This window comes from Marinobacterium zhoushanense, from assembly GCF_014641945.1.
GTDB lineage: Bacteria > Pseudomonadota > Gammaproteobacteria > Pseudomonadales > Balneatricaceae > Marinobacterium_D > Marinobacterium_D zhoushanense.
Genome location: NZ_BMIJ01000001.1, coordinates 594887 through 620970 on the forward strand (window position 1 = coordinate 594887; position 26084 = coordinate 620970).

Annotated in this window: 25 protein-coding genes and 1 pseudogene; 17 read left to right on the forward strand and 9 right to left on the reverse strand. The window is 57.1% G+C overall.

The window, feature by feature from the left end; all coding sequences use genetic code 11:
• The first annotated feature begins 5 nt into the window (after positions 1-5).
• Entirely contained in the window at positions 6-545 is a 540-nt protein-coding gene (locus IEX40_RS02755; protein ID WP_188745556.1) for a helix-turn-helix domain-containing protein, read from the forward strand.
• A 48-nt stretch (positions 546-593) separates the two neighbouring features.
• Here the strand turns inward: IEX40_RS02755 and aguA are convergent, their stop codons facing one another.
• From aguA to IEX40_RS02770, 3 genes are read right to left on the reverse strand one after another with little or no spacing between them, the layout of a single operon-like run.
• The gene (aguA, locus tag IEX40_RS02760; RefSeq protein WP_188745557.1) at positions 594-1688 is read right to left on the reverse strand and encodes an agmatine deiminase; all 1095 of its coding nucleotides are present in this window, start codon (positions 1686-1688) and stop codon (positions 594-596) included.
• Positions 1689-1700: 12 nt separating this feature from the next.
• On the reverse strand, positions 1701-2603 hold the full coding sequence (gene aguB, locus IEX40_RS02765; protein WP_188745558.1) for an N-carbamoylputrescine amidase: 903 nt from the start codon (positions 2601-2603) through the stop codon (positions 1701-1703).
• Positions 2604-2617: 14 nt separating this feature from the next.
• Positions 2618-4009 carry a glutamine synthetase family protein gene (locus IEX40_RS02770; RefSeq protein WP_188745559.1) on the reverse strand — a complete coding sequence of 464 codons (1392 nt, stop codon included), beginning with the start codon at positions 4007-4009 and terminating at the stop codon, positions 2618-2620.
• A 342-nt stretch (positions 4010-4351) separates the two neighbouring features.
• On the opposite strand from IEX40_RS02770, the gene IEX40_RS02775 reads away from it, so the two are divergent.
• The 5 genes from IEX40_RS02775 to IEX40_RS02795 all read left to right on the forward strand — a co-directional run bounded on the left by IEX40_RS02775 (position 4352) and on the right by IEX40_RS02795 (position 10029).
• Complete coding sequence (locus IEX40_RS02775; RefSeq protein WP_188745560.1) at positions 4352-5701, forward strand: glutamine synthetase family protein; 1350 nt, start codon at positions 4352-4354, stop codon at positions 5699-5701.
• Between the two features lie 203 nt (positions 5702-5904).
• Positions 5905-7002, forward strand: coding sequence for an extracellular solute-binding protein (locus tag IEX40_RS02780; RefSeq protein ID WP_188745561.1), 1098 nt, complete (start codon positions 5905-5907; stop codon positions 7000-7002).
• 122 nt (positions 7003-7124) lie between these two features.
• Positions 7125-8258: a polyamine ABC transporter ATP-binding protein gene (gene potA / locus IEX40_RS02785; RefSeq protein ID WP_188745562.1), complete on the forward strand. Its 1134-nt coding sequence runs from the start codon at positions 7125-7127 to the stop codon at positions 8256-8258.
• Positions 8255-9169 (forward strand): ABC transporter permease subunit, encoded by a 915-nt coding sequence (locus IEX40_RS02790; protein WP_188745563.1) that lies wholly within the window; start codon positions 8255-8257, stop codon positions 9167-9169. The genes potA and IEX40_RS02790 overlap by 4 nt, the downstream gene beginning before the upstream one ends.
• On the forward strand, positions 9166-10029 hold the full coding sequence (locus IEX40_RS02795) for an ABC transporter permease subunit (protein ID WP_188745564.1): 864 nt from the start codon (positions 9166-9168) through the stop codon (positions 10027-10029). Before IEX40_RS02790 ends, IEX40_RS02795 begins: the two co-directional genes overlap by 4 nt.
• Before the next feature lie 473 nt (positions 10030-10502).
• Here the strand turns inward: IEX40_RS02795 and IEX40_RS02800 are convergent, their stop codons facing one another.
• Complete coding sequence (locus tag IEX40_RS02800) at positions 10503-11411, reverse strand: LysR family transcriptional regulator (protein WP_229680511.1); 909 nt, start codon at positions 11409-11411, stop codon at positions 10503-10505.
• A 147-nt stretch (positions 11412-11558) separates the two neighbouring features.
• Between IEX40_RS02800 and mdcA the strand changes: the two genes are divergently transcribed.
• The 9 genes from mdcA to madM all read left to right on the forward strand — a co-directional run bounded on the left by mdcA (position 11559) and on the right by madM (position 18963).
• Positions 11559-13220, forward strand: coding sequence for a malonate decarboxylase subunit alpha (mdcA, locus tag IEX40_RS02805; RefSeq protein ID WP_188745565.1), 1662 nt, complete (start codon positions 11559-11561; stop codon positions 13218-13220).
• A gap of 3 nt (positions 13221-13223) precedes the next feature.
• Positions 13224-14096, forward strand: a complete 873-nt coding sequence (locus IEX40_RS02810) for a triphosphoribosyl-dephospho-CoA synthase (RefSeq protein WP_188745566.1) — start codon at positions 13224-13226, stop codon at positions 14094-14096.
• An 11-nt stretch (positions 14097-14107) separates the two neighbouring features.
• Positions 14108-14422 (forward strand): malonate decarboxylase acyl carrier protein, encoded by a 315-nt coding sequence (gene mdcC, locus IEX40_RS02815; RefSeq protein ID WP_229680514.1) that lies wholly within the window; start codon positions 14108-14110, stop codon positions 14420-14422.
• Positions 14419-15285: a biotin-independent malonate decarboxylase subunit beta gene (locus IEX40_RS02820; RefSeq protein WP_188745567.1), complete on the forward strand. Its 867-nt coding sequence runs from the start codon at positions 14419-14421 to the stop codon at positions 15283-15285. The genes mdcC and IEX40_RS02820 overlap by 4 nt, the downstream gene beginning before the upstream one ends.
• Positions 15282-16103, forward strand: coding sequence for a biotin-independent malonate decarboxylase subunit gamma (gene mdcE / locus IEX40_RS02825; RefSeq protein WP_188745568.1), 822 nt, complete (start codon positions 15282-15284; stop codon positions 16101-16103). The genes IEX40_RS02820 and mdcE overlap by 4 nt, the downstream gene beginning before the upstream one ends.
• A complete protein-coding gene (locus tag IEX40_RS02830; protein ID WP_229680516.1) occupies positions 16100-16750 on the forward strand; it encodes a malonate decarboxylase holo-ACP synthase in 651 nt (216 codons plus the stop codon). Before mdcE ends, IEX40_RS02830 begins: the two co-directional genes overlap by 4 nt.
• Positions 16744-17637, forward strand: a complete 894-nt coding sequence (gene mdcH / locus IEX40_RS02835) for a malonate decarboxylase subunit epsilon (RefSeq protein WP_188745570.1) — start codon at positions 16744-16746, stop codon at positions 17635-17637. Before IEX40_RS02830 ends, mdcH begins: the two co-directional genes overlap by 7 nt.
• 150 nt (positions 17638-17787) lie before the next feature.
• Complete coding sequence (madL, locus tag IEX40_RS02840) at positions 17788-18189, forward strand: malonate transporter subunit MadL (protein ID WP_188745571.1); 402 nt, start codon at positions 17788-17790, stop codon at positions 18187-18189.
• A 9-nt stretch (positions 18190-18198) separates the two neighbouring features.
• Positions 18199-18963 carry a malonate transporter subunit MadM gene (madM, locus tag IEX40_RS02845; protein WP_188745572.1) on the forward strand — a complete coding sequence of 255 codons (765 nt, stop codon included), beginning with the start codon at positions 18199-18201 and terminating at the stop codon, positions 18961-18963.
• 253 nt (positions 18964-19216) lie between these two features.
• Here madM and IEX40_RS22245 read toward each other — a convergent pair whose 3' ends face one another.
• The 3 genes from IEX40_RS22245 to IEX40_RS02855 form a co-directional block, all read right to left on the reverse strand.
• Positions 19217-19336 (reverse strand): FAD-dependent monooxygenase, encoded by a 120-nt coding sequence (locus tag IEX40_RS22245; protein WP_373286470.1) that lies wholly within the window; start codon positions 19334-19336, stop codon positions 19217-19219.
• 656 nt (positions 19337-19992) lie between these two features.
• Positions 19993-20202 carry a transcription antiterminator/RNA stability regulator CspE gene (gene cspE, locus IEX40_RS02850; protein WP_188745573.1) on the reverse strand — a complete coding sequence of 70 codons (210 nt, stop codon included), beginning with the start codon at positions 20200-20202 and terminating at the stop codon, positions 19993-19995.
• A 552-nt stretch (positions 20203-20754) separates the two neighbouring features.
• Positions 20755-21504: a TetR/AcrR family transcriptional regulator gene (locus IEX40_RS02855; protein ID WP_188745574.1), complete on the reverse strand. Its 750-nt coding sequence runs from the start codon at positions 21502-21504 to the stop codon at positions 20755-20757.
• Here IEX40_RS02855 and IEX40_RS02860 point away from each other — a divergent pair.
• Positions 21492-22226, forward strand: a complete 735-nt coding sequence (locus IEX40_RS02860) for an HD domain-containing protein (protein ID WP_229680518.1) — start codon at positions 21492-21494, stop codon at positions 22224-22226. The genes IEX40_RS02855 and IEX40_RS02860 overlap by 13 nt on opposite strands.
• A gap of 351 nt (positions 22227-22577) precedes the next feature.
• Complete coding sequence (locus tag IEX40_RS02865; RefSeq protein WP_188745575.1) at positions 22578-22973, forward strand: MAPEG family protein; 396 nt, start codon at positions 22578-22580, stop codon at positions 22971-22973.
• A gap of 461 nt (positions 22974-23434) precedes the next feature.
• Here the strand turns inward: IEX40_RS02865 and IEX40_RS02875 are convergent.
• Together IEX40_RS02875 and IEX40_RS02880 are read right to left on the reverse strand one after the other, a co-directional pair.
• A pseudogene (locus tag IEX40_RS02875) lies at positions 23435-24337 on the reverse strand (transposase).
• 183 nt (positions 24338-24520) lie between these two features.
• Positions 24521-26065 (reverse strand): sensor domain-containing diguanylate cyclase, encoded by a 1545-nt coding sequence (locus IEX40_RS02880; RefSeq protein WP_188745576.1) that lies wholly within the window; start codon positions 26063-26065, stop codon positions 24521-24523.
• Between the last annotated feature and the right edge of the window lie 19 nt (positions 26066-26084).

The following is a 26084-nucleotide window of genomic DNA, read 5'->3' on the forward strand; positions in this document are numbered from 1 at the left end:
AGACCTTGGACATTGGTGGCAACCTGAAAGCGTTCCGTAAAGCCCACGGTCTATCCCAGCGCGAGCTGGCCAAAAGAGCCGGCGTCACCAACAGCACCATATCCATGATCGAGAAGAACAGTGTCAGTCCGTCGATCAGTTCGCTGGAAAAAGTTCTGGCCGGTATCCCGGTCACGCTGACCGAGTTTTTCGCATCAGGCCAGCTGGACGAATCCACCCCCTGTGCCATCTATCGTGCCGAGGAGCTGCCCGACGTCGGCAGCGCCGGCATTATCCGCAAGCTGATCGGCAGCAAGCTCAACGAGCGTATGCTGAATATGCTCGACCACTATTATCCTCCGCGCAGCGTTCCGGATCAGCCCTTTGCGATCGACAGCGACATTGCCGGTATTGTCGTGTCCGGAAAGATCGAAATGAACGTCGATCTTGAACCCTTCACTTTGGAGGCCGGCGATGCCTTCTATCTCGAACCCGGCCAAGACTACCAGATAAGCAACCCCTTCGATCTGCCCTGCCGGCTGGTTACCGCCGCCATCCGACGCTAATGATGAAGGGGCGCTGCGCGGACGCAGAGCCCCTTCATTAACACCTGATCAGGGCAGCGGCTGCTGCTGCGTTATGCAATGAATATTACCGCCGCCGAGCAGGATCTCCCGCCCCGGCACGGTTACCACCCGACGCTCCGGGTAGAGCTTCTGCATCAACTCCTGCGCCGCCGCGTCGGCAGGGTCACCGAAGCGCGGCATAATCACGCCGCCGTTGACCAACAAGTAGTTGATATAGGAGCCGGCCAGGCGGATCGACGGATCGCGCGGCTGGCTACCATCATGGTGGTCGACGCCGGCACACTCCTCGGCGCTGGCATAGAGCGGACCGGGGATCGGCATACGGTGCACGGTCAGCGTACGCCCGGAGGCATCTGTGGTGTTGGCCAACCTGTCCAGGGCCGCATGACAACGCTCATAGTTCGGATCGGTCTGGTCGTCGGTCCAGGCCAGCGCCACCTCTCCCGGCCGCACGAAGCAGCAGAAGTTATCCACATGGCCGTCGGTCTCGTCGCTGTACAGCCCGTCCGGCAGCCAGATGGTTTTACTAATGCCCAAGTAGTGCTGCAGCTTCTGCTCGATCTGCTCGCGGCTCATCTCCGGGTTACGGTTGGCGTTGAGCAGGCACTCCTCGGTGGTCAGCAGGGTGCCTTCGCCGTCCACGTGGATAGAGCCTCCCTCCAAGATGAACCCCTCGGTACGGTAGCGGGCGCAGCCCTCCACTCCTGCTACCTTGGCCGCCACCTGCTCGTCCAGGTCCCAGGGGAAATACAGGCCACCGCGCAAACCGCCCCAGGCGTTGAACTCCCAGTCAATGGCACGCACTTCAGCGCCATTGGTGACGAAGGTCGGTCCGGTATCGCGCATCCAGGCATCGTTGCTGGAGATCTCCAACACGCGGATGCGCGGGTGTGCCAGCTGGCGGCAGGCGTTCTCGTACTGCGAGGCGCTGACGCCTATACTGACCGGCTCGAACTCGGCGATGGCGCGTGCCACAGCGGTAAACGCCGCCTGTGCCGGCTTGGCTCCCAAGCGCCAGTTATCGGGACGCTCCGGCCAGAGCATCCAGATCTGTTTCTGTGGCGCCCACTCCGCCGGCATATAAAAGCCGTCGGCGGCGGGTGTGCCATTGAGTATGTTCATGCTGCTGCCTCTCTATTTGGCACTATAGCCGGTTAAACCGCTTGAGCAGCCATCCAGACTGCTGATGGCGCCGTACAGCTCCGGACGGCGATCGCGGAACACGCCCCAGCCCCGGCGCACGGCAGCCAGCTGATCCAGGTCGAAGCTGTGTACCAGTACCGCCGTGCCTTCACGCGGCGCCTCTTCGACCAGCTCGCCGTGCTGGTTGGCGATGAACGAGGAGCCGTAAAAGGTTATCCCCACCTCCTCTTCCTCCTCACTGCCGACCCGGTTGGAGGCGATCACCGGCGTCAGGTTGGCCGCCGCATGCCCCTGCTGGGTGCGCTGCCAGTGGCGGCGGGAATCCAGGGTCGCATCCTGCGGCTCGCTGCCGATGGCGGTCGGATAGAAGATCAGCTCGGCCCCGTTCAGTGCCAGGCAGCGTGCGGTTTCCGGGAACCACTGATCCCAGCAGATGCCGACGCCGATGCGGGCATAACGGGTGTTCCAGACCTGGAACCCGGTATCGCCCGGGGTGAAGTAGAACTTCTCGCTGTACCCCGGTCCATCCGGGATATGGCTCTTGCGATAAAGATTCGGCAACAGACTGCCGTCGGCATCGATCACCACCACCGAATTGAATCGCGTCTGCCCCTTGCGTTCGTAGAAGCAGATCGGCAGCACCACCTGCAGCTCGGCAGCAATGCGTGAAAAGTGCTGTACCGCCGGGTTCTCCTCCAGTGTGGTTGCCAGCGCCAGATGCTCCGCCTTCTGCTTTTTGCAGAAATAGGGGGTCTCGAACAGCTCCTGCAGCAAAATAATCTGTGCACCCTGGGCGTGAGCCTGGCGCACCAGCGCCTCGGCACGCTCTATATTGTCGTTGCGATCAGCGCTACAGGCCATCTGTGTTGCGGCAACACATACTACACGGGACATTTTTATCTCCTCTATCAGACAGTATGCAGGTACCAGGAGTACTCCAGGTCGGAGATGGTACGTTCAAATTCGGCCAGCTCGCTCTCCTTGCAGGCGATGAACACATCAAGGAAATCGCTGCCAAGATACTCGTTCATCACCGTTGAGCCTGCCAGCGAGCGCAGTGCATCGCGCAGGTTGTTGGGCAGCGTCGCCGGATACTGCTCGTAGGCGTTGCCGACAACACTGGGCGGTGGCTCGATCTTGTTGGAGATGCCGTAATGCATCGCCGACAGCATCGCGGCCATCATCAGGTAGGGGTTGGCGTCGGTGCCGGCTACGCGGTGCTCGATACGGGTCGCGGCCGGATCGCCGCCGGGGATACGCAGCGCCGTGGTACGATTCTCAACCCCCCAGGTGGGCGCCATCGGTACGAAGAACTCCTTGCTGAAACGACGGTAGGAGTTGATGTTGGGACAGAGGATGGCGAAGTACTGATCCAGCGTCTCCAGCAACCCGCCCAGGGCCCAGCGCAGCATATCGTTGGCATTTTCGTCGTCATCGACGGCAAAGATGTTGCGCCCCTCTCGATCCACCAGACTGATATGCAGGTGCATCCCGTTACCGGCCTGATCGGCATAGGGCTTGGCCATGAAGGTGGTGTCCAACTCGTGGTCATAGGCCACGTTCTTGATCACCCGGCGCAGCAGCGTGGCGTTGTCGCAGGAGCGGACCGGATCGTCCACATGCATCAGGTTGATCTCGAACTGGCCCGGCGCCGACTCGGCGACGATGGTGTCCGCCGGCAGCCCCTGGGAGCGGGCGGTGGAGATAATATCCATCAGCAGATCGGTGTACTCATCCAGCTCGTCGATGGAGTAAACCTGAACACTCTCCGGACGCTTGCCGGAGATGGGGGAGCGTGGCGGCTGGGGACGACCGGACAGGTTCTCCTGGTCGATCAGATAGAACTCCAGTTCGAAGGCGGTGACCGGCGTCAGCCCCAGCTCCTTAAACCGGCGCACGATACTTTTCAGAATCATGCGCGGGTCGGCAAAAAACGGCGTATCCCGATCCTCGTACATCGACATCAGGCATTGGGCGATGGGACGCTTCTGCCAGGGCTCCATCGCCAGGGTGCCCGGTATCGGGTAGCAGATCCTGTCCGCATCCCCTATCTCCAGGCCCAGCCCGGTTTCCTCCACCGTGGTGCCCTGAATGTTAAGACCGTACAACGACGCCGGCAGGGCGATACCCTTGCCATAGGCCTTGGTCAGCGCCGACCTATCGACTCTCTTGCCCCTGACGATGCCGTTCATATCGGCGATCAGGAGGTCTACAAACTGCAGGTCCGGATGTTCTTTCAGGAAAGTTTCAGCCTCATTAAGACTGGGAACATCGACATCTTCTGAGCTTACGTAACTCATGCTACACCCGTTTTTATGTAAAGTATTTCAATCAAATAGCATTGTTTTTTGGCATCAATTCAAATCCAAAATCTTGAGCCACATCAATAAATTACGCACCGTTTTCGCTCACCTGCTCGATTAGGGTGCATACCATCGATGCCATACCATTCTGATTTGAAAGTATTTTCCGGAAAATACCACCCGGGGGGTATTGTTGGGCTTGGCTCGGTAACGCGATGATCTGTCCACAGACTGTCGTGAAATAAATCGAACACCCAGTTGAACGACAGCAGCGGCTCCGCCAGCAGGCGGAGTCAGTAGCAAGGGTGTCGTAGCCTTAAAAACAACCGAGTATTCAACATGGAAGCGGACCTAGAACGCTGGCTGAAAGAACAGAAGATTACCGAAGTGGAGTGCGTGGTCAGTGACCTGACCGGCATCGCCCGCGGCAAGATCTCCCCGGTGGATAAGTTCATCGCCGAAAAGGGGATGCGATTACCGGAGAGTGTGCTGCTGCAGACCGTCACCGGTGATTACGTAGAGGACGAGATCTACTACTCCCTACTCGACCCGGCCGATATCGACTTCATCTGCAAACCCGATCCCCGCGCCGCCTACCAGCTCCCCTGGACGATCGAAAAAACCGCCCTGGTTATCCACGACACCTATGACCGCAACGCCAACCCCGTCCCGCTTTCGCCGCGTAACGTATTAAAGAAGGTACTCGGCCTGTATGCCGAGAAGGGTTGGAAGCCGGTAGTCGCACCGGAGATGGAGTTCTACCTCACCGAACGCAACCCGGACCACGACCTGCCGCTGAAACCGCCCACCGGCCGCTCCGGCCGACCGGAAACCGGCCGCCAGTCCTTCTCAATAGAAGCCGCCAACGAGTACGACCCGCTGTTCGAGGATATGTACGACTGGTGCGAGATGCAGGGGCTGGAGATCGATACCCTGATCCACGAAGAGGGTACGGCGCAGATGGAGATCAACTTCCTCCATGGCGATCCGCTCGAGCTGGCCGATCAGGTGTTCGTGTTCAAGCGCACGTTGCGCGAAGCGGCACTGAAGCACAACGTGGTCGCCACTTTCATGGCCAAACCGGTGACCAACGAGCCCGGCAGTGCAATGCACCTGCATCAGAGCGTGCTCGATCTCCGCACCGGCAAGAATGTGTTCAGCACCGAAGGGGGCGAGAAGAGCGAGCTGTTCCTGAGCCATATCGCCGGGCTACAGACCTATATCCCCAGCCTGATCCCGATGCTGGCCCCTAACGTCAACTCCTTCCGCCGCTTCCTGCCGGATACCTCGGCACCGGTCAACGTGGAGTGGGGCGAGGAGAACCGTACCTGCGGCTTGCGCGTGCCGGTGTCCTCGGCGCAGAACCGCCGGGTCGAGAACCGCCTGCCGGGCGCCGATGCCAACGTTTACCTGGCGATCGCCGCCAGCCTGCTGTGCGGCTATATCGGCATGGTCGAGGGGTTGTCCCCCAGTGCGCCGGTCGAAGGGCGTGCCTACGAGCGGCGCAACCTGCGCCTGCCGCTGACACTGGAAGCGGCCAACGAGCAGATGGAGCAATGCCCGGTGATCCGTCGCTACCTCGGCGACCTGTTCGTCGAAGGCTACGTCGCCACCCGGCGGGCCGAGATGGAAAATTTCAAACGTGTGATCAGTTCATGGGAGCGCGAGTTCCTGCTGCTGTCCGTGTAAACCAAAAAAAAAATACAGATCAATAACCAGAAACTCAGCGATCCGAACCATAAAAGTAACAAGAAGGATGCAGACATGAGTCAATTAGCCAGTTCCCCTCAACCGCCACCGACCGGCGGACAGTACAACCTCCGGCACGGCAATTCGTCCTGCCGCAGCCGAATCACTGAAAACCATTGGACCTGTACACTTGAGGAGAGATCATGAAACCCTTTATCCACAAGACCCTGCTGGCAATGACTCTTGGCGCCGCCATGTGTGGTACCGCCCAGGCCGAACAGAAAACGCTGCACGTCTACAACTGGTCTGACTATATCGCAGAAGACACCCTGGCCAACTTCGAAGCCGCCACCGGCATCAAGGTGATCTACGACGTGTTCGACAGCAACGAGGTGCTGGAAGCAAAACTGCTCTCCGGTCACTCCGGTTACGATATCGTCGTGCCCTCCAACAGCTTCCTGGCCAAACAGATCCGCGCCGGCATCTTTATGGAACTGGACCGCGGCAAGCTGCCGAACTGGAGCAACCTGGATCCCTCGCTGATGAAAACCTTGGAGCAGGCCGATCCGGGTAACCAGCACTCCTTCCCCTACCTCTGGGGTACCACCGGCATCGGCTACAACGTCGACAAGATCAAGGCCGCACTGGGTGTCGACGAGATCACCTCCTGGGACGTGATCTTCAAGCCGGAAAACATCGCCAAGCTGAAGGATTGCGGTGTTTCTCTGCTCGATGCGCCGAGCGAGATCTTCCCGGCCACGCTGAACTACCTGGGTGAAGACCCCAACCCGACCAGCGCCGACGCTATCGCCAAGGCGGAAAAGACGCTGCTGGAGATCCGCCCCTATGTGCGCTACTTCCACTCCTCCAAGTACATCACCGACCTGGCCAACGGCGATATTTGCCTGGCGGTAGGTTGGTCCGGCGATATCCTCCAGGCCAAGGACCGCGCCATCGAGGCGGACAACGGCGTCAATGTGGCCTACAGTATTCCGCAGGAGGGTGCCGGCACCTTTTTCGACATGGTCGCAATGCCGGCCGATGCCAAGAATGTGGATGAAGCCTACGCCTTCCTCAACTACCTGCTCGAACCGAAGGTGATCGCGGCGGTGTCCGACTACGTCGCCTACCCGAACGGCAACGCTGCCGCAACCCAGTATGTCGATGAGGCGATCCGCAACGATCCGGGCATCTACCCGAGCAAGGAGACCAGCGAGAAGCTGTACACCTTTGCCGATCTGAGTCCGAAGGTGATCCGGGCCATGACCCGCAGCTGGACCCGTATCAAGTCCGGCCAGTAAAGGGTATGCAGCCGGTCGCGCCTTATGAGGGCGACCGGCGTTGCCCAGGCAACTATCCAGTATTCAGGCTTTACCTCCGTACCAAACGCAACGGAGTGCTTTTCCAGTTTTGGAGAGACAGCATGACAGCTTCCTTGGCTATCAACGAAAAGATGAACGCTACTGCACAGGACGAGATCCTGCGTATCGACAGCGTCAGCAAACTGTTTGAAGACGTGCGCGCGGTCGACAACGTCTCACTCACGATCAACCGGGGCGAAATCTTTGCCCTGCTCGGCGGCTCCGGCTCGGGTAAATCGACCCTGCTGCGTATGCTCGCCGGCTTTGAAAAACCCTCCCAAGGACGCATCTTTCTCGATGGACAGGATATTACCGACCTGCCCCCCTACGAGCGTCCGATCAACATGATGTTCCAGTCCTACGCCCTGTTCCCGCACATGACCGTGGCACAGAATATCGCCTTCGGCCTGAAACGGGACAAACTGCCGAAGGCGGAGGTAGAAGCACGCGTACAGGAGATGCTGTCGCTGGTACACATGGAGAAGTACGCCAAGCGCAAGCCGCACCAGCTCTCCGGCGGTCAGCGCCAGCGCGTTGCCCTGGCCCGATCACTGGCCAAACGGCCCAAGCTTCTGCTGCTCGACGAGCCGATGGGCGCGCTGGACAAGAAGCTGCGTACCCGTATGCAGCTGGAGGTGGTCGAGATCCTCGAGCGCGTTGGCGTTACCTGCGTTATGGTGACCCACGATCAGGAGGAGGCGATGACCATGGCCGGTCGCATCGCCATCATGGACGAGGGCTGGATCGCCCAGATCGGCACCCCGACCGATATCTACGAGAGCCCCAACAGCCGCATGATCGCCGAGTTTATCGGCTCGGTGAATCTGTTTGAGGGCGATATCGTCGCCGACGAACACGACCATGCCATCATAGAATCACCCGCCACACCACAGCAGCTCTACGTCAGCCACGGCGTCTCCACCAACGTGCAAAACAAACATGTCTGGCTGGCGGTGCGCCCGGAGAAAACCCTGATCACCCGGGACAAGCCGGACGCCGAGTACAACTGGGCCCAGGGCCGGGTCCATGATATCGCCTACCTTGGCGGATTCTCGGTGTTCTATGTCGAGCTGCCGAGCGGGCAGATCGTGCAATCCGTGCTTGCCAACAAGGAGCGCCGCGCCGACTACCCGCAGTGGAACGAGGCGGTTTATATCAGCTGGGAGGCCACCAGCGGGGTGGTGCTGCGATCATGAAAACTCTCAGCCTGAAACCGACCCTGAAACTGCCCAACGGCCGCATCTGGACCCTCGGTGTCCCCTACTTCTGGCTGTTGCTGTTCTTTGCCCTGCCCTTCCTGATCGTGCTGAAGATCAGCCTGTCGAGCATGGCGATCGCGATTCCCCCTTATGAGTCCCTGTTCAGCTTCACCGACGAGGTGATGGAGATCTCGCTCAACCTGGGCAACTTCCTGCTGTTGCTGGATGACTCCCTCTATGTTTCGGCCTATCTAAACTCGCTCCAGGTGGCATTCTTCTCCACCCTCGGCTGTCTGCTGATCGGTTATCCGATGGCCTATGCCATGGCACGCTCCACGCCACGGCAGCAGACCATCCTGCTGCTGTTGATCATGCTGCCCTCCTGGACCTCGTTCCTTATCCGCGTCTACGCCTGGATGGGTCTGCTCAGCGATACCGGGCTGATCAACAACTTCCTGCTCTGGCTGGGACTGATCGACTCGCCGCTGCGGATGATGAACACCAACTTCGCGGTTTATATCGGCATCATCTATGGCTACCTGCCGTTCATGGTGCTGCCGCTCTACGCCAACCTGGTCAAGCTCGATCCGAGTCTGCTGGAGGCGGCGTCAGACCTGGGTTCGCGCAGCCTGCACACCTTCTGGACCGTGACCCTGCCGCTGTCCAAGGGCGGCATCATCGCCGGCTCCATGCTGGTGTTCATCCCGACCGTGGGCGAGTTCGTGATACCGGAGCTGCTGGGCGGGCCCAACTCGTTGATGATCGGCAAGATCCTCTGGCAGGAGTTCTTCAACAACCGCGACTGGCCGGTGGCCTCGGCGCTGGCTATCGTGATGCTGGTGCTGCTGATCATCCCGATCGCCCTGTTCCACCGTTATCAATCCCGGCAGATGGAGGCCGAGTCATGAAGAAGCTTGCTTCACGGGGGCTGAAGCTCTCATTCTCCAAAGTCATGCTCTGGGCCGGCCTGGCGTTTCTCTACGTGCCGATGCTTATCCTGGTGATCTACTCCTTCAACGCCTCGAAACTGGTCACGGTCTGGGGCGGCTGGTCCACCAAATGGTACGGTACGCTACTGGAAAACGAGCAGATACTGGGTGCGGTATCCACCAGCCTGAAGATCGCGTTTTTCAGCGCCAGCATGTCGCTGATCCTGGGTACCATGGCAGCCTTCGTCATGGCGCGTTTCCGCCACTCCTGGGGCAAGATGACACTGTCCAACATGATCTCGGCGCCGCTGGTCATGCCGGACGTAATTATCGGCCTTTCGCTACTGCTGCTGTTTGTGCACATGGCCGACCTGATCGGCTGGCCGACCGATCGCGGTATGACCACTGTGTGGATTGCCCACTCCACCTTCTGCTCGGCCTATGTCGCCGTGGTCGTCTCCTCCCGCCTGCGCGAGATGGACCGCTCCATCGAAGAGGCCGCGCTGGATCTGGGTGCCACGCCACTGCAGTCGTTCTTCCTGGTCACCGTACCGGTGATCGCACCGTCGCTGATCGCCGGTTGGTTGCTGGCGTTCAGCCTGTCCCTGGACGACCTGGTGATCGCCAGCTTTACCTCCGGCCCCGGCGCCACCACGCTGCCGATGGTAGTGTTCTCCTCCGTCCGCCTGGGGGTCTCGCCACAGATCAACGCCCTGGCAACGCTGATCATTTTTGCCGTATCCACCACCGCCCTGCTCGCCTGGTACCTCGCTCGACGCTCGGAGAAGCGGCAGAAACAGCAGATGCGGCAAGCGGATCTGCAGATGGCGCCGGCATAATCGGCTTGTACTCAAGAAAAAGGCCCTTACCTTGGTAAGGGCCTTTTGGTATCTCGACTACCGCCAGCGTCACTCCAAATAGTGTCAGCTGACGGCACAGAGCAACGGCCAATCCTCCTATCGGAAAGATTCCACTTAGCGCACTCAGCGGACGTTGCAGCGATCGGTCCCGGTCGTCACTTTCGACCCATCCAAACATTTGAACCGATTGATCTAGGTAACATTCGAACAGGTCCCTCAGCTTGTCCATCCGGCCCAGGAACTTCTCTTTGCGTGTTTGGCGGCGCTAGTTACTGAACTCGCTATCGCCGCATGTGAGTTGTTGATCCATCTCTGCGTCCTTGATCATGTGCAGCGCGCATCGTCGCATTTACCGGACTTGATCACATCGCCCCTACCCACTTTGTATATGAACTCCTACGGTGAGATATTAATCCTCCTGACCCTATACCCTTATTACTCAGATAAAGACGTTAAAGCTCTCTTGAGTAGGTACGACATTCGGCAATGCAAGCAAGGATTCGTGGATCACGCTCACGATTTGCCAGACACACCATTGAGATGTTCTGACGTATGTCCCCCATCCCTTTCAATGGCAGCAGGCGAATCTTATTCTCAAATACTGATTCAACACGGCGCGGCAGCAACGCATAGCCCACACCGGCACTGACCATACTGATCAACGAGAAAATATCGCTAACCTCCATGACCACGTTCGGCTCAAATCCCGCACGGTCAAACGCTCGGTAGCTGTCCCTGAAGGTGGCAAAGCCTTTCTTTAGCGTAACGAAGGTCTGCTCGCGGAAGTCCGATAGGTCCAAGGGGCTGGCATCGCTGAGATCGGAGTCGGCAGGCACCGCCAGCAGCACCTCATCATTGAACAGTGGCAGGCAGGTGAAGTCATCGTCACGGAACCCTGGCTCCAAAGAGACCAATATCGCATCCAGCTCCACCGATTTGAGTTTGCGAAACAGCACCTCATTGGAATCAAGTGTCAGCTCGATATTTAGATCACCTTTGCGCAGTTTCATCCCGGCAATCAATCTCGGTACCGTATTCAGTGTCAGTGAATAGAGCGCACCAAGCTTGAATTTATTGGAGTAGATACCGGCCGTTTCGCGCGTCACTTTGACCGCATCATCCAGCGAAGCGACGATGCTCAGCACTCTTTCTTCAAGCACCAATGCGCTCGGCAGCGGTACTAATAGCCGCCCCTCCTGGCGAAAAAGAGCACACTTAAGTCCCTCCTCCAACGAGTGGATTGCACGGTGAACACTGACCGTGCTCATGCCCAGATTCTCCGCCGTATCGGCCAGTGTTCCGGCCTTCATAAAAGCCAGAAATATCTCAAGCTTCTTTAACGTAAACGTGTCGTCGAGCACATTTTTATCCTTCTTGGTGTCTGGGCTGATCTGCTCATAACAATCATTACTCTCAGGGTAATGATCCGTCAATGAACTTAATTGAAGGAACTCTCAAGCCCTTTTAAGGTGGGTAACAACAATAACAATGCAAGCTGAGGATATCCCATGAACGCTCCCGCGGAACCCTCGATCAACTGGCAGAGACGCCGCCAGGAAAAGCAGAGCCGCATGGCCAGCCTCGAAGGAATAGCCGACGGTCCGGTCATCCCCACCGATTCCATTCAGGCTGCGCTTGAGCGCCTGTTGAGATCCGGTGACAAGGTGGTTCTCGAAGGCAACAACCAGAAACAGGCAGACTTTCTCTCCCGTTCTCTGGGTGCCCTGAATCCGGACGTGATCAACAACCTACATATGGTAATGCCAAGCGTGGGCCGCCCCGAACACCTGGATCTGTTCGAGAACGGCATCGCTCGAAAACTGGATTTCTCCTTCTCCGGTCCACAGAGCCTGCGAATCGGTCAGCTTATGGAAGATGGTCTGCTTGAGGTGGGCGCGATTCACACCTATATCGAGCTCTACGCCCGTCTGTTCGTTGACCTCAATCCCAAGGTTGCTCTGCTAGCAGGTTTTAAAGCGGACCGTGAAGGCAACATCTATACCGGGCCGAGCACAGAAGACACCCCGGTGCTGGCCGAAGCCGCCGCCTTCCGCGACGGTATCGTTGTATTCCAAGTCAATGAAATTGTCGATGATGTATCCGACCTGCCCCGCGTCGATATTCCCGCCTCCTGGGTCGATTACATCGTCGAGGCTGACCGGCCGTTCTTTATCGAGCCGCTGTTCACCCGCGACCCGCGCCTGATCACCGATGTGCATGTGTTGATGGGGATGATGGCAATCCGCGGTATCTATGAGCGCCACCAGGTGCAGTCGCTTAACCACGGTATAGGCTTCAACACCGCGGCCATCGAACTGCTGCTGCCGACCTACGGTGAATCGCTCGGCCTCAAGGGCAAGATCTGCCGCCACTGGGCATTGAACCCGCATCCGACACTGATCCCGGCCATCGAAAGCGGCTGGGTGGAAAGCGTGCACTGCTTCGGTACCGAACTGGGTATGGAGAACTACGTGGCTGCACGCCCGGATGTGTTCTTCACTGGCAAGGATGGTTCGCTGCGCTCCAACCGAGCTTTCTGCCAGCTTGCAGGCCAGTACGCAGTAGACATGTTTATCGGCTCCACCCTGCAGGTGGATGGCGATGGCAACTCCTCTACCGTCACCCGCGGTCGACTCGCCGGCTTCGGTGGTGCTCCCAACATGGGTCACGACTGCGGCGGTCGTCGCCACTCGTCGCCAGCCTGGCTCGACATGAAACCGGACGACTCTTTGCTCAGCAAGGGTCGCAAGCTGGTGGTGCAGATGGTCGAAACCTTCCAGGACAGTGCCAAACCGACACTGGTCGAAGAGCTGGATGCCCTGGCCATGGCTCGCGATTACCAGATGCCGCTGGCCCCGGTGATGATCTACGCCAGCGATGTAACCCATGTCCTGACCGAAGAAGGGATCGCCTACCTCTATAAGGCCCAGTCGCTGGAACAGCGTCGCGCCATGATCGCCGCCGTAGCCGGTGTGACTCCAATCGGCCTGAACCGCGATCCGGCCGTTACCGCCCAGCTGCGCGCCGAAGGGCTGGTGGCCTATCCAGAAGACCTGGGGATCCGCCGCAGCGACGCCAGCCGAGACCTACTGGCCGCTCGCAGTATCGGTGACCTGGAACGCTGGTCCGGTGGACTCTATGAGCCGCCCGCCAAATTCAGGAGCTGGTAAGCCATGAGCCTCATAGAGAAGCGCTATAACTACGCTCCTACAGCCTGGTCACCCCATGCGGCCTATCTTGGTGAGCTGGCGACCTGGGCACTGGAGCAGGAAGCCAGACTCAGTCCGAAACCGGCGCTGGTCGACAGCCGCGGTGACGGGGCGCACAGCGATATGAACCTGGCACTGATGCTCAGCTCCGCCCGCTGTCTGGAGCCCTGGTTCGCCCGTATGGCGGAAGCCGCGCTGACGATAAGCTCCGATGCAGAACTACGTGAGTGCATCGGACGCCTGGGGCGGGAAGCCGAAGCCGAAATGCTGTCCGTCACCGACGGCATTAACACTCACCGCGGCGCCATCTGGGCACTGGGCCTGATCGTTACCGCCGCCGCCACAGTCGGTGACAGCGAATCGGATCTCTTCAATCGCACCGCACAGCTGGCCCGTCTGCCCGACCCATCGGCTCCAGCGGCAAAGACGGTAAGCAACGGCGAAAAGGTAGCCCGCGAGTTTCGCTTGCCCGGCGCCCGCGAACAGGCGCAACAGGGCTTTCCACACCTGCACCAGATGAGCCTGCCAACCCTGCGCAAAAGCCGTGCAAACGGCGACGTGGAGTCGGTAGCCCAGCTCAACGCACTACTCTCGATCATGACCGCCCTGACTGATACCTGCGTACTTTCCAGGGCAGGCCTTGCCGGGCTGTCTGCGATGCAACAAGGCGCTGCTGCGGTGCTGAAAGCAGGTGGTTGCGGCAGCTTCGCCGGTCGTCGCGCGCTGGCACAGCTGGAATCTCAGCTGTTGAGCCTCAACGCCTCCGCGGGCGGAGCCGCCGATCTGCTGGCCGCCACCTTGCTGGTGGACCGCCTCTTTCCCGACGCCATCCGATAACAAGGAGAACAATGATGGAAACCCTGCACTTTACACGCCCAGCCCGCGCAGCCGAGATCCAGCCAGCGCTAGTCGGCTATGTGGGCTCTGGCGATCTCGAAGTGATGATCGAGCCTCTCCAAGGCTCTCAGACCGAGATCCATATCCAGACCTCATCACCGGGCAGCGAGATCCGCTGGCGCCAGGTGATCGAACAGATTGAGGCACGCATCTCCCTGCCCGCTATGCGCATGGACATTCACGATTTTGCCGCTACGCCCGGCGTCATTCGGCTGCGTATCGAACAGGCGATCGAACTGGCATCGGCGGTGGAGGCTTCGGCATGACTGAACTAACGAATACCGCACTGAATCGGACCGAGCAGCTTGGGTTTATTGACCTGAGCGCCCGCAAACGTATCGAGTCGCTGCTGGATAGCGGCAGCATGCGTGAGCTGCTCACACCCTTTGACCGTCTCACCTCACCCTGGCTCGAAAAGCAGGGCATCGTGCCGCAGTTTGACGACGGCGTGGTTATCGCCCGCGGCAAGCTGGACGATAAACCGGTCGTCGCTGCCGCGATCGAAGGTGGCTTTCAGGGCGGTAGCTTGGGCGAAGTGGGCGGCGCCAAAATCGCCGGGATACTGGAGCTGGCGATTGAAGAAAACCGCAAGGGCAACCCCACTGCCGCGGTGCTGATGCTGGAAACCGGTGGTGTGCGCCTGCAGGAAGCCAATCTGGGCCTGGCCGCCATCGCCGAGATCCAGTCCGCCATCGTCGAACTGCGTCAATACCAGCCAGTCATCGCCGTGGTCACAGGTCCCGTGGGCTGCTTCGGCGGCATGTCGATCACCGCCGGGTTGTGCAGCTATCTGATCATCACCCGCGAAGGCCGCCTGGGCCTGAACGGCCCTCAGGTCATTGAGCAAGAAGCCGGCGTCGAGGAGTATGACTCCCGTGACCGCGGCCTGATCTGGGGCCTGACCGGCGGCATCCAGCGTTTTGCAACCGGCTTGGTCGATGCCTTTGTCGATGACGATGTCAGTGCACTCGCCACCAGCGTTCGTGATTGTCTGGCCGCAGGCGTACCGACCCTCCACCGAAGCGACGATATAGCCTCTCCATTGAAGCGCCTGCAGCAGTTTGATACCCGCGAACAGATCGACGCTCAACGCGCCCGCTTCACACTGACACAGGGGAAAACAGCATGACAGCACAGAGCAAACCAATCAGTAAGCGTGGCGGCCATTGGTTCGACGGGCTGACCGCTGGCATGGTTACCCAACAGGCCGCCGTGCCCTCCCTGCGGATTGCCGATGGTGAGGTGGCTGGACACGCCTGTCGCGTGCTGCTGGTTCAGCCGGACCCCGACAGCCACTTCCCCCGCGCATCCCGCGGTGAAGTCGGACTGCTTGAAGGTTACGGGCTGGCTGCTGCTATTGATGACGCCATCAAAACCGATGCGGACAACCCGCAAAAACGTGCCCTTATCGCTATCGTGGATGTCCCCAGCCAGGCCTATGGTCGTCGTGAAGAGGCATTGGGTCTCCATCAAGCACTAGCCGCCGCGGTCAGCGCCTATGCCCGGGCAAGACTGGCGGGCCATCCAGTGATTTCCCTGTTGGTTGGCAAAGCGATGTCCGGAGCTTTCCTCGCGCACGGCTACCAGGCCAACCGTATCTTTGCATTAGCCGACAGCGGCGTGCAGGTCCATGCCATGGGCAAAGCTGCAGCCGCGCGCGTGACTCTGCGTACCGAAGAAGAGCTAGACAAATTGGCCGCCGATATCCCACCCATGGCCTATGACCTGGAAAGCTATGCGTCTCTCGGGCTGCTGGAACCTCTGGTCGAGGTAGAATCTGCCGAGTCGCCTAGCACCAACGATCTCGGCAAGGTCCGTTCAGTGCTGGTAGATGCGCTCAACGATATTCAGCCCGGCGATACCGGTCTGGAGCGTCGTCTCAACGGCGTTAACCGCGGGGCATCCCGCCTGGTGCGCGAACAGCTGCGTACTCAGTGGGAGGCATGATGAATTGCCGTGCGCACGACCTCATCTGGATAGACCGCGGGCAACTGCGCGCGCCTGTTCCCGATACCGAACTACCCGACTGGGTGGTAAACGGTAGCGGACCAGTGGTCGTGCGCAGGGCTCCCGTCGATTCTGGATGGATACCGGTCGGCGTGCGCGGTGAAAGCAAGGCTCAGCGTCAACCCGCTTTCGCCCCACTGAAGGCTATCAGCAAGCATCTCGATCCCTACACGCTCACCGCTACCAAGCCCTGGCTGGCACACTGTGAACGCAACAGGCATCCGGTGTTGATTGCGCTCTGCAAGCTGGCTCCGTTGCTGAACACCCTGCCGCTGCGCTGGGGCGTTACCGGCAGCCTTGGCTACGAGTTTGCCACCGGCGAACGTCAGCTTCGGCCCGAAAGCGATCTTGATCTGGTTATCGATGCTACGGCCCCTATCTGCCGAGAGCAGGCCGCAGAACTCATAGGCTTGTTCGGAACTGCGAGCTGTCGTGTCGATATCCAGCTGGACACACCTATGGGTGCCATAGCCTTGGCGGAATGGGCCGGTTCTTCAGAGCAGGTTCTGCAAAAGACCGATACTGGACCGCGTCTGACAAAAACGCCCTGGGCCGGTGAAAAGGATGAAGGAGTTAAGCCATGCTGACCGCTTTCACCTTCCCCGGCCAGGGAGCGCAGCGTGCTGGAATGTTAGCGCAGCTTCCACACACTGAAGTCGCTGAAGCGAGGGTCCACGAAGCAGAAAAGGTGCTGGGACAGGCCGTTCGCACACTCGACACCGCTGAGGCGTTGACAGATACCCGCAACGTGCAACTGTCGCTGCTGATCAGCGGCGTAATCTGGGGCGAACATTTTCAACAGCAGTCCGGTAAACCGGACTTTGTACTCGGCCTGTCGATCGGCGCATATCCCGCAGCGGTCGTCGCCGGAATACTGGAATTCAGTGATGCACTGCAACTGGTGGCGCTTCGTGGACAGTTGATGCAGCAGGCTTACCCCAGTGGCTATGGCATGCTGGCCCTGATCGGCGCTTCCCGCTACGCGATCGAAACCGTTGTAAATGCACAAAGGGCACAGGGCCGGGACGTGTTTCTCGCCAACCTCAATGCGGAACAGCAGTTTGTCCTGGCCGGCGAGCGCAGCGCCCTACGGGAATCGGTAGAGCTACTGAAGGCCAGCGTCCCCTGTGCCGGACAGATGCTGGATGTGCCCGTTCCCTCCCATTGCGAACTGTTGAGTGAACAGGCCGAAATTCTCGCGGGGGCGTTTGCAGAGGTTGAGATACGCAGTTCCAACTGCCGCTATGTCAGCGCTACCCGCGCACGCGTATTGCACAAACAGGAGGATATACGGCGAGACCTGGCGCAAAACATGTCTTTGCAGATGCACTGGCATGACAGCTGCCAGATGCTGGTAGAACGCGGCTTAGAACGGGTTATCGAAATGCCGCCGGGAAACTCCCTGACCGGACTGTTCCGGCGGGTATTACCGAGTGGGATCTGCAAGGCACTGCAGTCAGATATACAAACCTGACCTTATTCATTTAACTCGAATGACAACATACTAGAGCGAAGGAGCAATAATAATCCACTGAAATTAATGCCTTTGTACCCTTTGAAATCAAAAGATCGTACACGCGCTACAACCAGGAAAAATACGAATAAATAATCTGGAGAACCCATTATGATCATCTACGGAGTCACACTTCTGGCAGTGTGCACGCTGACCGGCATCACCGCTGGCAAAATCCTCGGCACTCTGATCGGCGTACCCGCCAACGTCGGAGGGGTCGGCATCGCTATGATCCTGCTGATCCTCGCAGGCAGCTACCTCAACAAGCGCGGTCTGATCGACGTAAAGACCGAACAAGGCGTCGAATTCTGGAGCGCAATCTATATTCCCGTTGTAGTCGCCATGGCGGCCAAACAGAACGTAATGGGCGCACTGACCGGCGGACCGATGGCGATCACCGCGGGTATAACTGCTGTCATATGCGGCTTTGCACTGGTTCCGATGTTAGCTCGCATCGGTCAGAACAAAGCGGAAGAAACCGAAAAAACCGCCTCTCGGGCAACCAGCGCTTAAGGTGACAGCATGTACGATTCACTACTCCACGTTACTGACAAATATAATCTGGTCACTGCTTTCGCCTTTATTGGCGTCACCATGTGGTTCTCCTACTGGCTCTCCGGGCGTTTTACCAAGGGCCGCATTCATGGCTCAGCGATAGCAATTCTCCTGGGTCTGATCATGGCCTACTTTAGCGGCGTCTTTACCGGGGGCCAGAAAGGTCTGGTCGATATTCCGCTGCTGTCGGGGATTGGACTGCTGGGCGGCTCAATGCTGCGTGACTTCGCCATCGTCGCCACCGGCTTCGGGGTAAATATCGAAGAGCTGAAACGGGCCGGTATAAGCGGGATCATAGCTCTGGCGATGGGGATATTCTCCTCCTTTTTTGCCGGCGTCACCGTCGCCATGGCGTTTGGTTATACCGATGCAGTAAGCCTGACCACCATCGGTGCAGGCGCCGTGACCTACATCGTCGGCCCGGTCACCGGTGCCGCGCTGGGCGCTAGCTCAGAGGTAATGGCTCTTTCCATCGCTGCAGGCCTGGTAAAGTCGATCCTGGTTATGATCGCCACACCGTTTGTCGCACCGATGATTGGCCTGAATTCCCCACGAACCGCTGTTATCTTCGGCGGGCTGATGGGCACCTCAAGCGGTGTCGCTGCAGGCTTGGCCGCCACCGATCCAAAACTGGTCCCCTACGGCTGTCTGACTGCCGCGTTCTATACTGCACTGGGCTGCCTGCTTGGCCCGTCACTCCTATTTATAATAATGCGCGCTATCGCAGGCTAAACACTGAAAACACAGATTTCTTTTGGCACTTTCCTCACCCGTTAGCGGGTGGGGATTTTTTGCGTCGCCCAAAGCTCCAATTACTTACGGAAACACCCCTCGATATGCTATAACGCCACCAGCTCACCTACACGTCGAGACACGCGCTAAGCATATTCACACAATGGATAACGCCGTTCCTCAAAGCGGAAAATGGCCTGCTCAGGTGGAAGTTTATCCAGCAAATCAGACAGCGACACCGTATCCTCCAGCGTTACTGCCCTCCCGCCCCCTTAAAGGGAGTCCATGCATGGGCCGCATCTCCGATTAGCAGTACACGTCCTCGATGCCCGGCTAACGGCAAACGTATTTCCTCTACGCCTGTAAATAACACCTCTGACTCAGACTCTGGCTATCAGTAAATGGGCCGGGCGGGCCTTAAAATTCTGCGAAGCGCTCTTGTATCACCTCTGGCCACTTTTCGGTCGGATAGTACGCGCCTTCAGACTCTGCCAATGTGCCAAGGAGATAGAAAACCGCACATTGGTACGGCACACTTAATGTCCGCAGAGGGCCATTTCCTGCGAATCTGCTTGGCGCACAGAGCGGGCGTAGCGGGGGGCGGAGTTTGCCGGTAGCTATGACCCGAAACGGCTTCGGTATGCCTCTCGACGCAACTGGCTATCAAGCCTAGGAAGGTTTCCTTCTGCGTGTGACATTGAGGTGGGTGCAGATCTCTTTACGCTTATCATCCAGATCAACGTCAGTGACATACCTGGGGGATGAAAGCCCGAGAAACCGTTCTAAGAGTACGGTGCTGCTCTATTCACATATTCAAAGGCAACTGATTAATGAGCCAATAATGCAGTAAAAAGGGGTAGAGAAATAGGGGTGGAGATGCAGGTCAACCCGCCACACGAGTTGAAGGGCGCTGGATACAAAGGACCAACAGCTGATCAGGATGTCAGCTGTCTCACGTCAGGCCATATTCCCAGGCAATAAAAAACGGACCACAAGGGCCCGTTTTTAATCGGTTACTGAACCCGAGGTTCAGATCGCGGAGATGTTTTCAGCCTGAGGACCTTTCTGGCCCTGAGTAACAGAGAACTGAACTTCTTGGCCTTCAGTAAGTGTTTTGAAGCCTGAACCCGAAATCGCACTGAAATGGGCGAAAACGTCCGGACCACCGTTCTTCTGTTCGATAAATCCGAAGCCTTTAGTTTCGTTGAACCATTTAACGGTGCCAGTAGTAGTAGACATAATAGTATTCTCGTTCAAAATAATGTTTTAACACTGCAGCTAAGATGCTGAAGATGTTCGGATAATGCTTTAGATAATACAAGGACTTATGAAAACAGAACGAGGTACATACGATTAGGCAGGACATCGAAAAGGTGCATAAATGCAGGCTTACTCTCAAGCCAGTTCATAGTACGCTTATTATTAGCTTGGTGATAGCTTTATTTAATTTATTTTAATAAAAGGCTGTAGCCATATATAAACCACAGCCTTTTCAACTGATTAGGGATCCTACGAACAAGTCTCTCAGCATGAGACACTTCGCGCTTTGCTGTGCTTGGGCCCCATGGGTTACCAACTCTCCTTCGGTGGCGACTGTACCACCTAAATCGGTGTCCGGGATCATTGAACCACTACACTGGGCGGCAAGTGAATTAGCATCGACGACCTCAATTAAGCCGAACTTCGGGCCAGTGCGCCGGAAATTGCTCCATGGTAAGGCCGGACGGGCTTGGGCGTAGAAGTCGAGCAAGAGGTTACGAGGTACATTCGTCGTAAACTCGGCCAGTCCTATCAAGACCCAGGTTCGCTCAAGCTGTTTGAGCAATGGTAATCAAGAATCGCTGATAATCCTGACTTCACTCTCTTCAACAGTTCTTCCTTGCTGTCTCCAGCCCTGGCCCGTATTGCAATGTGTTGAAGAAGGCCTTGGGTCAACGTTGCCAAGGCCTGGACGTCAGACTCGGCCCGAATCAGGTTGGCATGCTGGGCGTTCTGGAAATATTCACTCAAGGCTGCGTCCAATTTCTCGATGACAGCGTGTAGCGCATTCTGGAATTCTGGATGGTTGCCGGTTTCCGCGACCGTGGTGCAGAAAACGAAACAGCCAACGGCGGAGTCTTCGTCAAAGTAGATATCCATGATGGCGTGAAAAAAGTTCACCAGCGCCACATCAGGGGATTCTGATACGTCCAGTGCCGCACTGGTGGCAGTGGCCATACGCTGAACGAATCCGGCAAATGCCTGCTGATACATGTCTGCCTTGCTTCCAAAGGCCTGGTAGAGGCTCGGGCGACTCATCGATGTGGCGGCGGATATGTCATCCAGTGAGGTCGCACTGAAGCCGTGTCGCCAGAACAATGAGGTGATGGCCTTGAGTGCAGCAGCCCTGTTGTAGGCTCGAGGACGGCCGCGCGCCCTTTTTGTACTGTCTTGCATATAAATTGATTTTGAATTAACCTTCGAATCAGTACATAAATATAGTTCCAGTGTATAACGCTTGTTCGGAATGCACAAAGCGGAGTATCTCGATGAATCAGCCATCTGCAATTGCCCTCACCACATCCAAGCCTGATCCGGGCTTGTGTTTTCTGATTCGGCAGTTCGCTGCCGGCGATATACGGGAGCTCGTCCGGAAGACCTCGGCCCGATTGTCCGGCCGTCGACCACCCTATGTCGCGCCGGCCGATTACCATGTGCCGGATTCCGCAGCCTGCAAAAAAGCCATATCGCTGGTGCGAGAAGCCAGCCCGGATTTTCTGTTCGGTCACTGCATGCGCACCCATGCCTTTGCCGTTGCTATGGGGCATAAGGTCAGCAAGCCGGTTGACCGTGAAGTTCTGTTTCTCGGCTGCATCATGCATGACCTCGGTCTGACAGCAGCCCACGATCACGGCGGCACGTTTGAACTGGATGGCGCCAAGGCAGCACATCATGTCTGCGTGAGTAAGGGGCTGAGTCCTGACAGAGCCGACCTGGTCCACGAAATGGTCGCCTTGCACAACTCTGTTGGCGTGGCTGAATACCGCCAGCCAGAAGTCGCACTTGTGCATTACGGGGCTGGCGCTGATGTCATCGGCATGTGGGTTCATGACATCGACCCGAAAACACTGCACGAAATTCTTGAGCAGCAGCCGCGCGATGGGTTCGGCGAGGGGATGGCGCGGCTGATCGAAGATCAGGTCACGCGCAAACCGGACAGCTACATGGCCTCGATGGTTCGTATGGGTTTTTTGAAGAAACTGCGGTCTGCAAACCTGGGCTGATGACGATGACACAGATAAAAGCCGTTTCGCCGAGCGTTCTGGCCAGCCCTTTCTGAGTTTGGTGGTTTCCGATAACAGCGCTGAGCATCTTTGCTTTGGCTAGGTCCAAAGGCAAAAGATATTTACGACCTGTACTGCGAGTGTTCATTCTCGGTGCTTCATACGTACCATACAGACTTGTATGGGATATATATACCAATTATGGAGTTGGCCGAGGCCGGTATGTGATGATCACTAACAAAACGTTGAATATCGTTCGCTTTGCATACCGAGGCCTAAAAAGCTCTGCTTTTTCGGCCCTTTAACGCGGCGCTAGGCGAGCGCAGCCACCAAAAATCGTGGAGATAAAACATGAGCAATGAACTTTATTGGCTTACGTGGACAATCGCACTGACAGCGTTTTTTTGGGTTCCATACATTGGCAATCGTATAAAAGAGCTTGGTCCTCCTCCAATGCATTGGTTTCCACTACCTGATCCGCCGCCGAAAGCGAAGTGGGCAGAGAGAGCGATGAGAGCCCATGCAAATGCTGTAGAGAACCTTGTTTTGTTTGCACCTTTGGTACTTCTGGTACATATGGCGGGTGCGTATAGCCGCGCAACTGAACTTGCATGCATGGTTTATTTTTTTGCGCGTGTTGGCCACTATGCGATAAGCATCTTCGGTTTTCCCGTTCCTTTAAGAACATTAGCTTTTTTGACCGGCGTTGGTTGTCAGGTGGTTTTATTGGCTTCGCTGCTGTCTTGATCCAGGTTATGCGCATAACCAGACGTTGCAACGGATGCCCTACACTCCGCTCCTTCTTACCCAATTCGCTACGTTCATTATATTAAGCATGATGGGGCTCGGTTCCGGCCACCACTGAACTTAGCGTCATATGTAAAAAGTGAAGGTCAAGGAAAGTGATGAAATGTCCTAATTGTGGAGCTCGGGTTCCCTTATTCTCAAAGGCAGAGATAGTCTGTCCAGAGTGTAGTGCGAATCGTAATAACAATGGTGCGGATTGTTTTTTTCACTTGGAATACTTGCTTATCTTCCCATCAAGATGTTATTAGGGCATTACGCATCCGTGACATTTCGGCATATCTGCTCGCACTTGCAATTGTTTTTATTCTCTACTTTTTGACTTGGCTGTTACTTGTTAACTGCAAGGAAGTTAAAAATGACCAGAGCATATAACAAGTGACTGTGGTGTCCAGTCATAATATTCAGGCCGTTTTTTCACACCAGCGCTCCTCGTTTTTCAGGAGCGTATTGAGCACGATAATGAGCTGCGCATGCAGGCGATGATGGCTACTTTGGGTAGCTTCCCCTGGGCCTTCAGGTGCTCGTAGACGCGTTTAAAAACGGGGTTACATTGGATGGACGAGAGCATCGCCATGAACATCACGGTGCGGATGCGATGGCGGCCTCCACGGATGCGTCGTTTGCCATTGTAGGATCCACTTTCCCGGTTCATAGCAGTGAAATCACGCTCCAGGTGATTCCGAATGCCTGCTGGGCGTAAGGAAGGTCTGCGCATGCCCCGTCGTTTCTTCCTCGGCCAACCCTGGAGGCCATTCGCTGACATCAACCGGGCAACCCGATTCAGGCTGACAGATTGCCCTTCAGCGACCAGGTCCTCTTGCATCCGTGGTGCGCCAATTACGCCGCCACTATCCGCGTGGATCTCGCGATGCGAGCTAATAGGCGCTGATTCGCTTTATCCCTGTCTGAAGTAGGGTTCGACGCCCAAGCGTAATAACCACTGGCTGACACCTTCAGGCATCGACACATTAATCGTATTGGGAAGTCATTGCGACAGTGCCGGATTGCCTGATACTTCAGGACGACTCTTTGGCGAAGAACACTGCCGCTTCGCGCAAAAAATCGCGCTCCTTTTTAACCCGCGCCAGTTCCCGTTTCAGGCGAGCTAGTTCCTCATCCCTAGGGGAATCTGATCCCTTAAAAGCCTTGTCGGTTGACTCATCAGCTTCACGCCGCCAGCGAGACAACACGTTAGGGTTCACCCCGATCTCTATGGCTACCTGGCGACAGCTCACACCGGGCTGACGGGTCAAGGCAATCGCCTCACGCTTCAACTCGGCGCTGTATTTTCTGCGTTTGGTCATGAACACTCCTTTGGCACATTGTGCCTCTTTTCAGAAGTGTCCGCAGTAACGGGGTAGAACCCCATTGATATTGATAATCCATAGAGCACAGAGTCAGCTCAGGGCCAAAACCAGTCTATGCGGTAGCTCTTTCCACCACGTCAGCTCCGGGTCGCTAGCTGACTTTTGCGTGATAAACCCACTTTAACTCAGCGCCGAACACACCCTATTCCGCCCCTGCTGCTTGGCTCTATATAGGCACTTGTCCGCCAGAGCGGTAAGCGAAGCCGGAGCATCATCACTTGTGGGTATCTCCACGGCCAAGCCGATGCTGATGGTGACATGTGGCGATGCGCTTGAGTGCTCATGGGGGATATCGAGGGCGGCGATCGCCAGTCGGATCGATTCGGCCTTGGCGTTAGCGGCATCCAGATCGCATTTTGGCACCAGGCAGACGAACTCCTCGCCACCATACCGTGCGACAAGATCACCGCCGCGGCTTAACTCCTGGCTAATGGTGTTGGCGATCAATTTAAGGCTGTCATCGCCCCGCAGATGGCCGTAGTGATCGTTAAAATCCTTAAAGTGATCGATGTCTATCATCATCAGTGCCAGCGGCGCCTGCTCACGTTCACAGCGCCGCCACTCCTTGTCGATCACGTCATCAAAATGCCTGCGGTTCGCGATACCGGTTAACCCGTCCATCAGCGCGAGAGAGCGCAGGCTCTCATTGAGTGTTTCAAGCTCGCTGTTTTTCTTGTTTATCGCCGACGTCGCCGCGGCCGCATTGCGCTCCTTCTCACGTTGAATGCGCTGGAGCCTCATCAATGAGACGACGGATACGAATAACAGCATCGCAAATAGCGTGATGTGCAGGGTCGTCTCCCAGCGCCACTCTTGGAAAATCTTGTTACTGTCGCGCCCAACGGCAATGACCAGCGGCTTATCCATTTTGAGTTCAGCCGGTTGAATGGTGCGCAGGGCCATGGTGCGGTGTTCACCAGTCGAATACACCTTGCCGCTTAATACGTTCTCGGTATTGTGACTCTCCACGTGGCGGGTGAAAAAGGAGCCAGGCTGAGCCAGATTCATTCCGGCCTGACCGGCTCGATCCGGCTCCATGATGAACTGCAGACCATCACCATGGGCGATGGCTGACCACATATCATCCGCATAATTGACCGCGTTCATCGAGGCGCGAAACCGGTCCTGATCGAGCGACGCTATCACTAGACCGGTGAACTCGCCTTCGTCGGAGAGCACCGTCATCGACAACAGAATCACCCAGTTGCCTGTCACGGCCGTAAATGGAGGGCTGATATGCAGAATACCGGGATTGCGTTCCGCACTGGCCAATTGAAAATATTCTCGATCCTGAACCTCGTGATTGATCAGTGACGGGAGATTAGAGGCAATTATGAAGCCAGTGGCATCGACAATGGACAGGCTCCTGACGCCGGTAAGCGCACTGGTAAACGCCGAAAGGCGCTCGTTGGCCAAGCTCATGCCTCGCTGTTGATTCTGCCAGATTGGGAACCGCTCGCGCACTTCGGTCAACACGTGGCGGATAGCGCTGAGCTGCTGGGAGATGTGAATGTCGATCACGCGTGCCTGGACCGATAGTCGATCCTGTTCGCGCTGCTCAACCTCATATTTCTGATCTACTGTCGACCACAGGATATACACACCCAGCATAACCAGGCTGACAAGCAGGGTTATCCATTCCAATCCAGTTCGATTCTGCGACATCTGGACACCTATGGTCGGG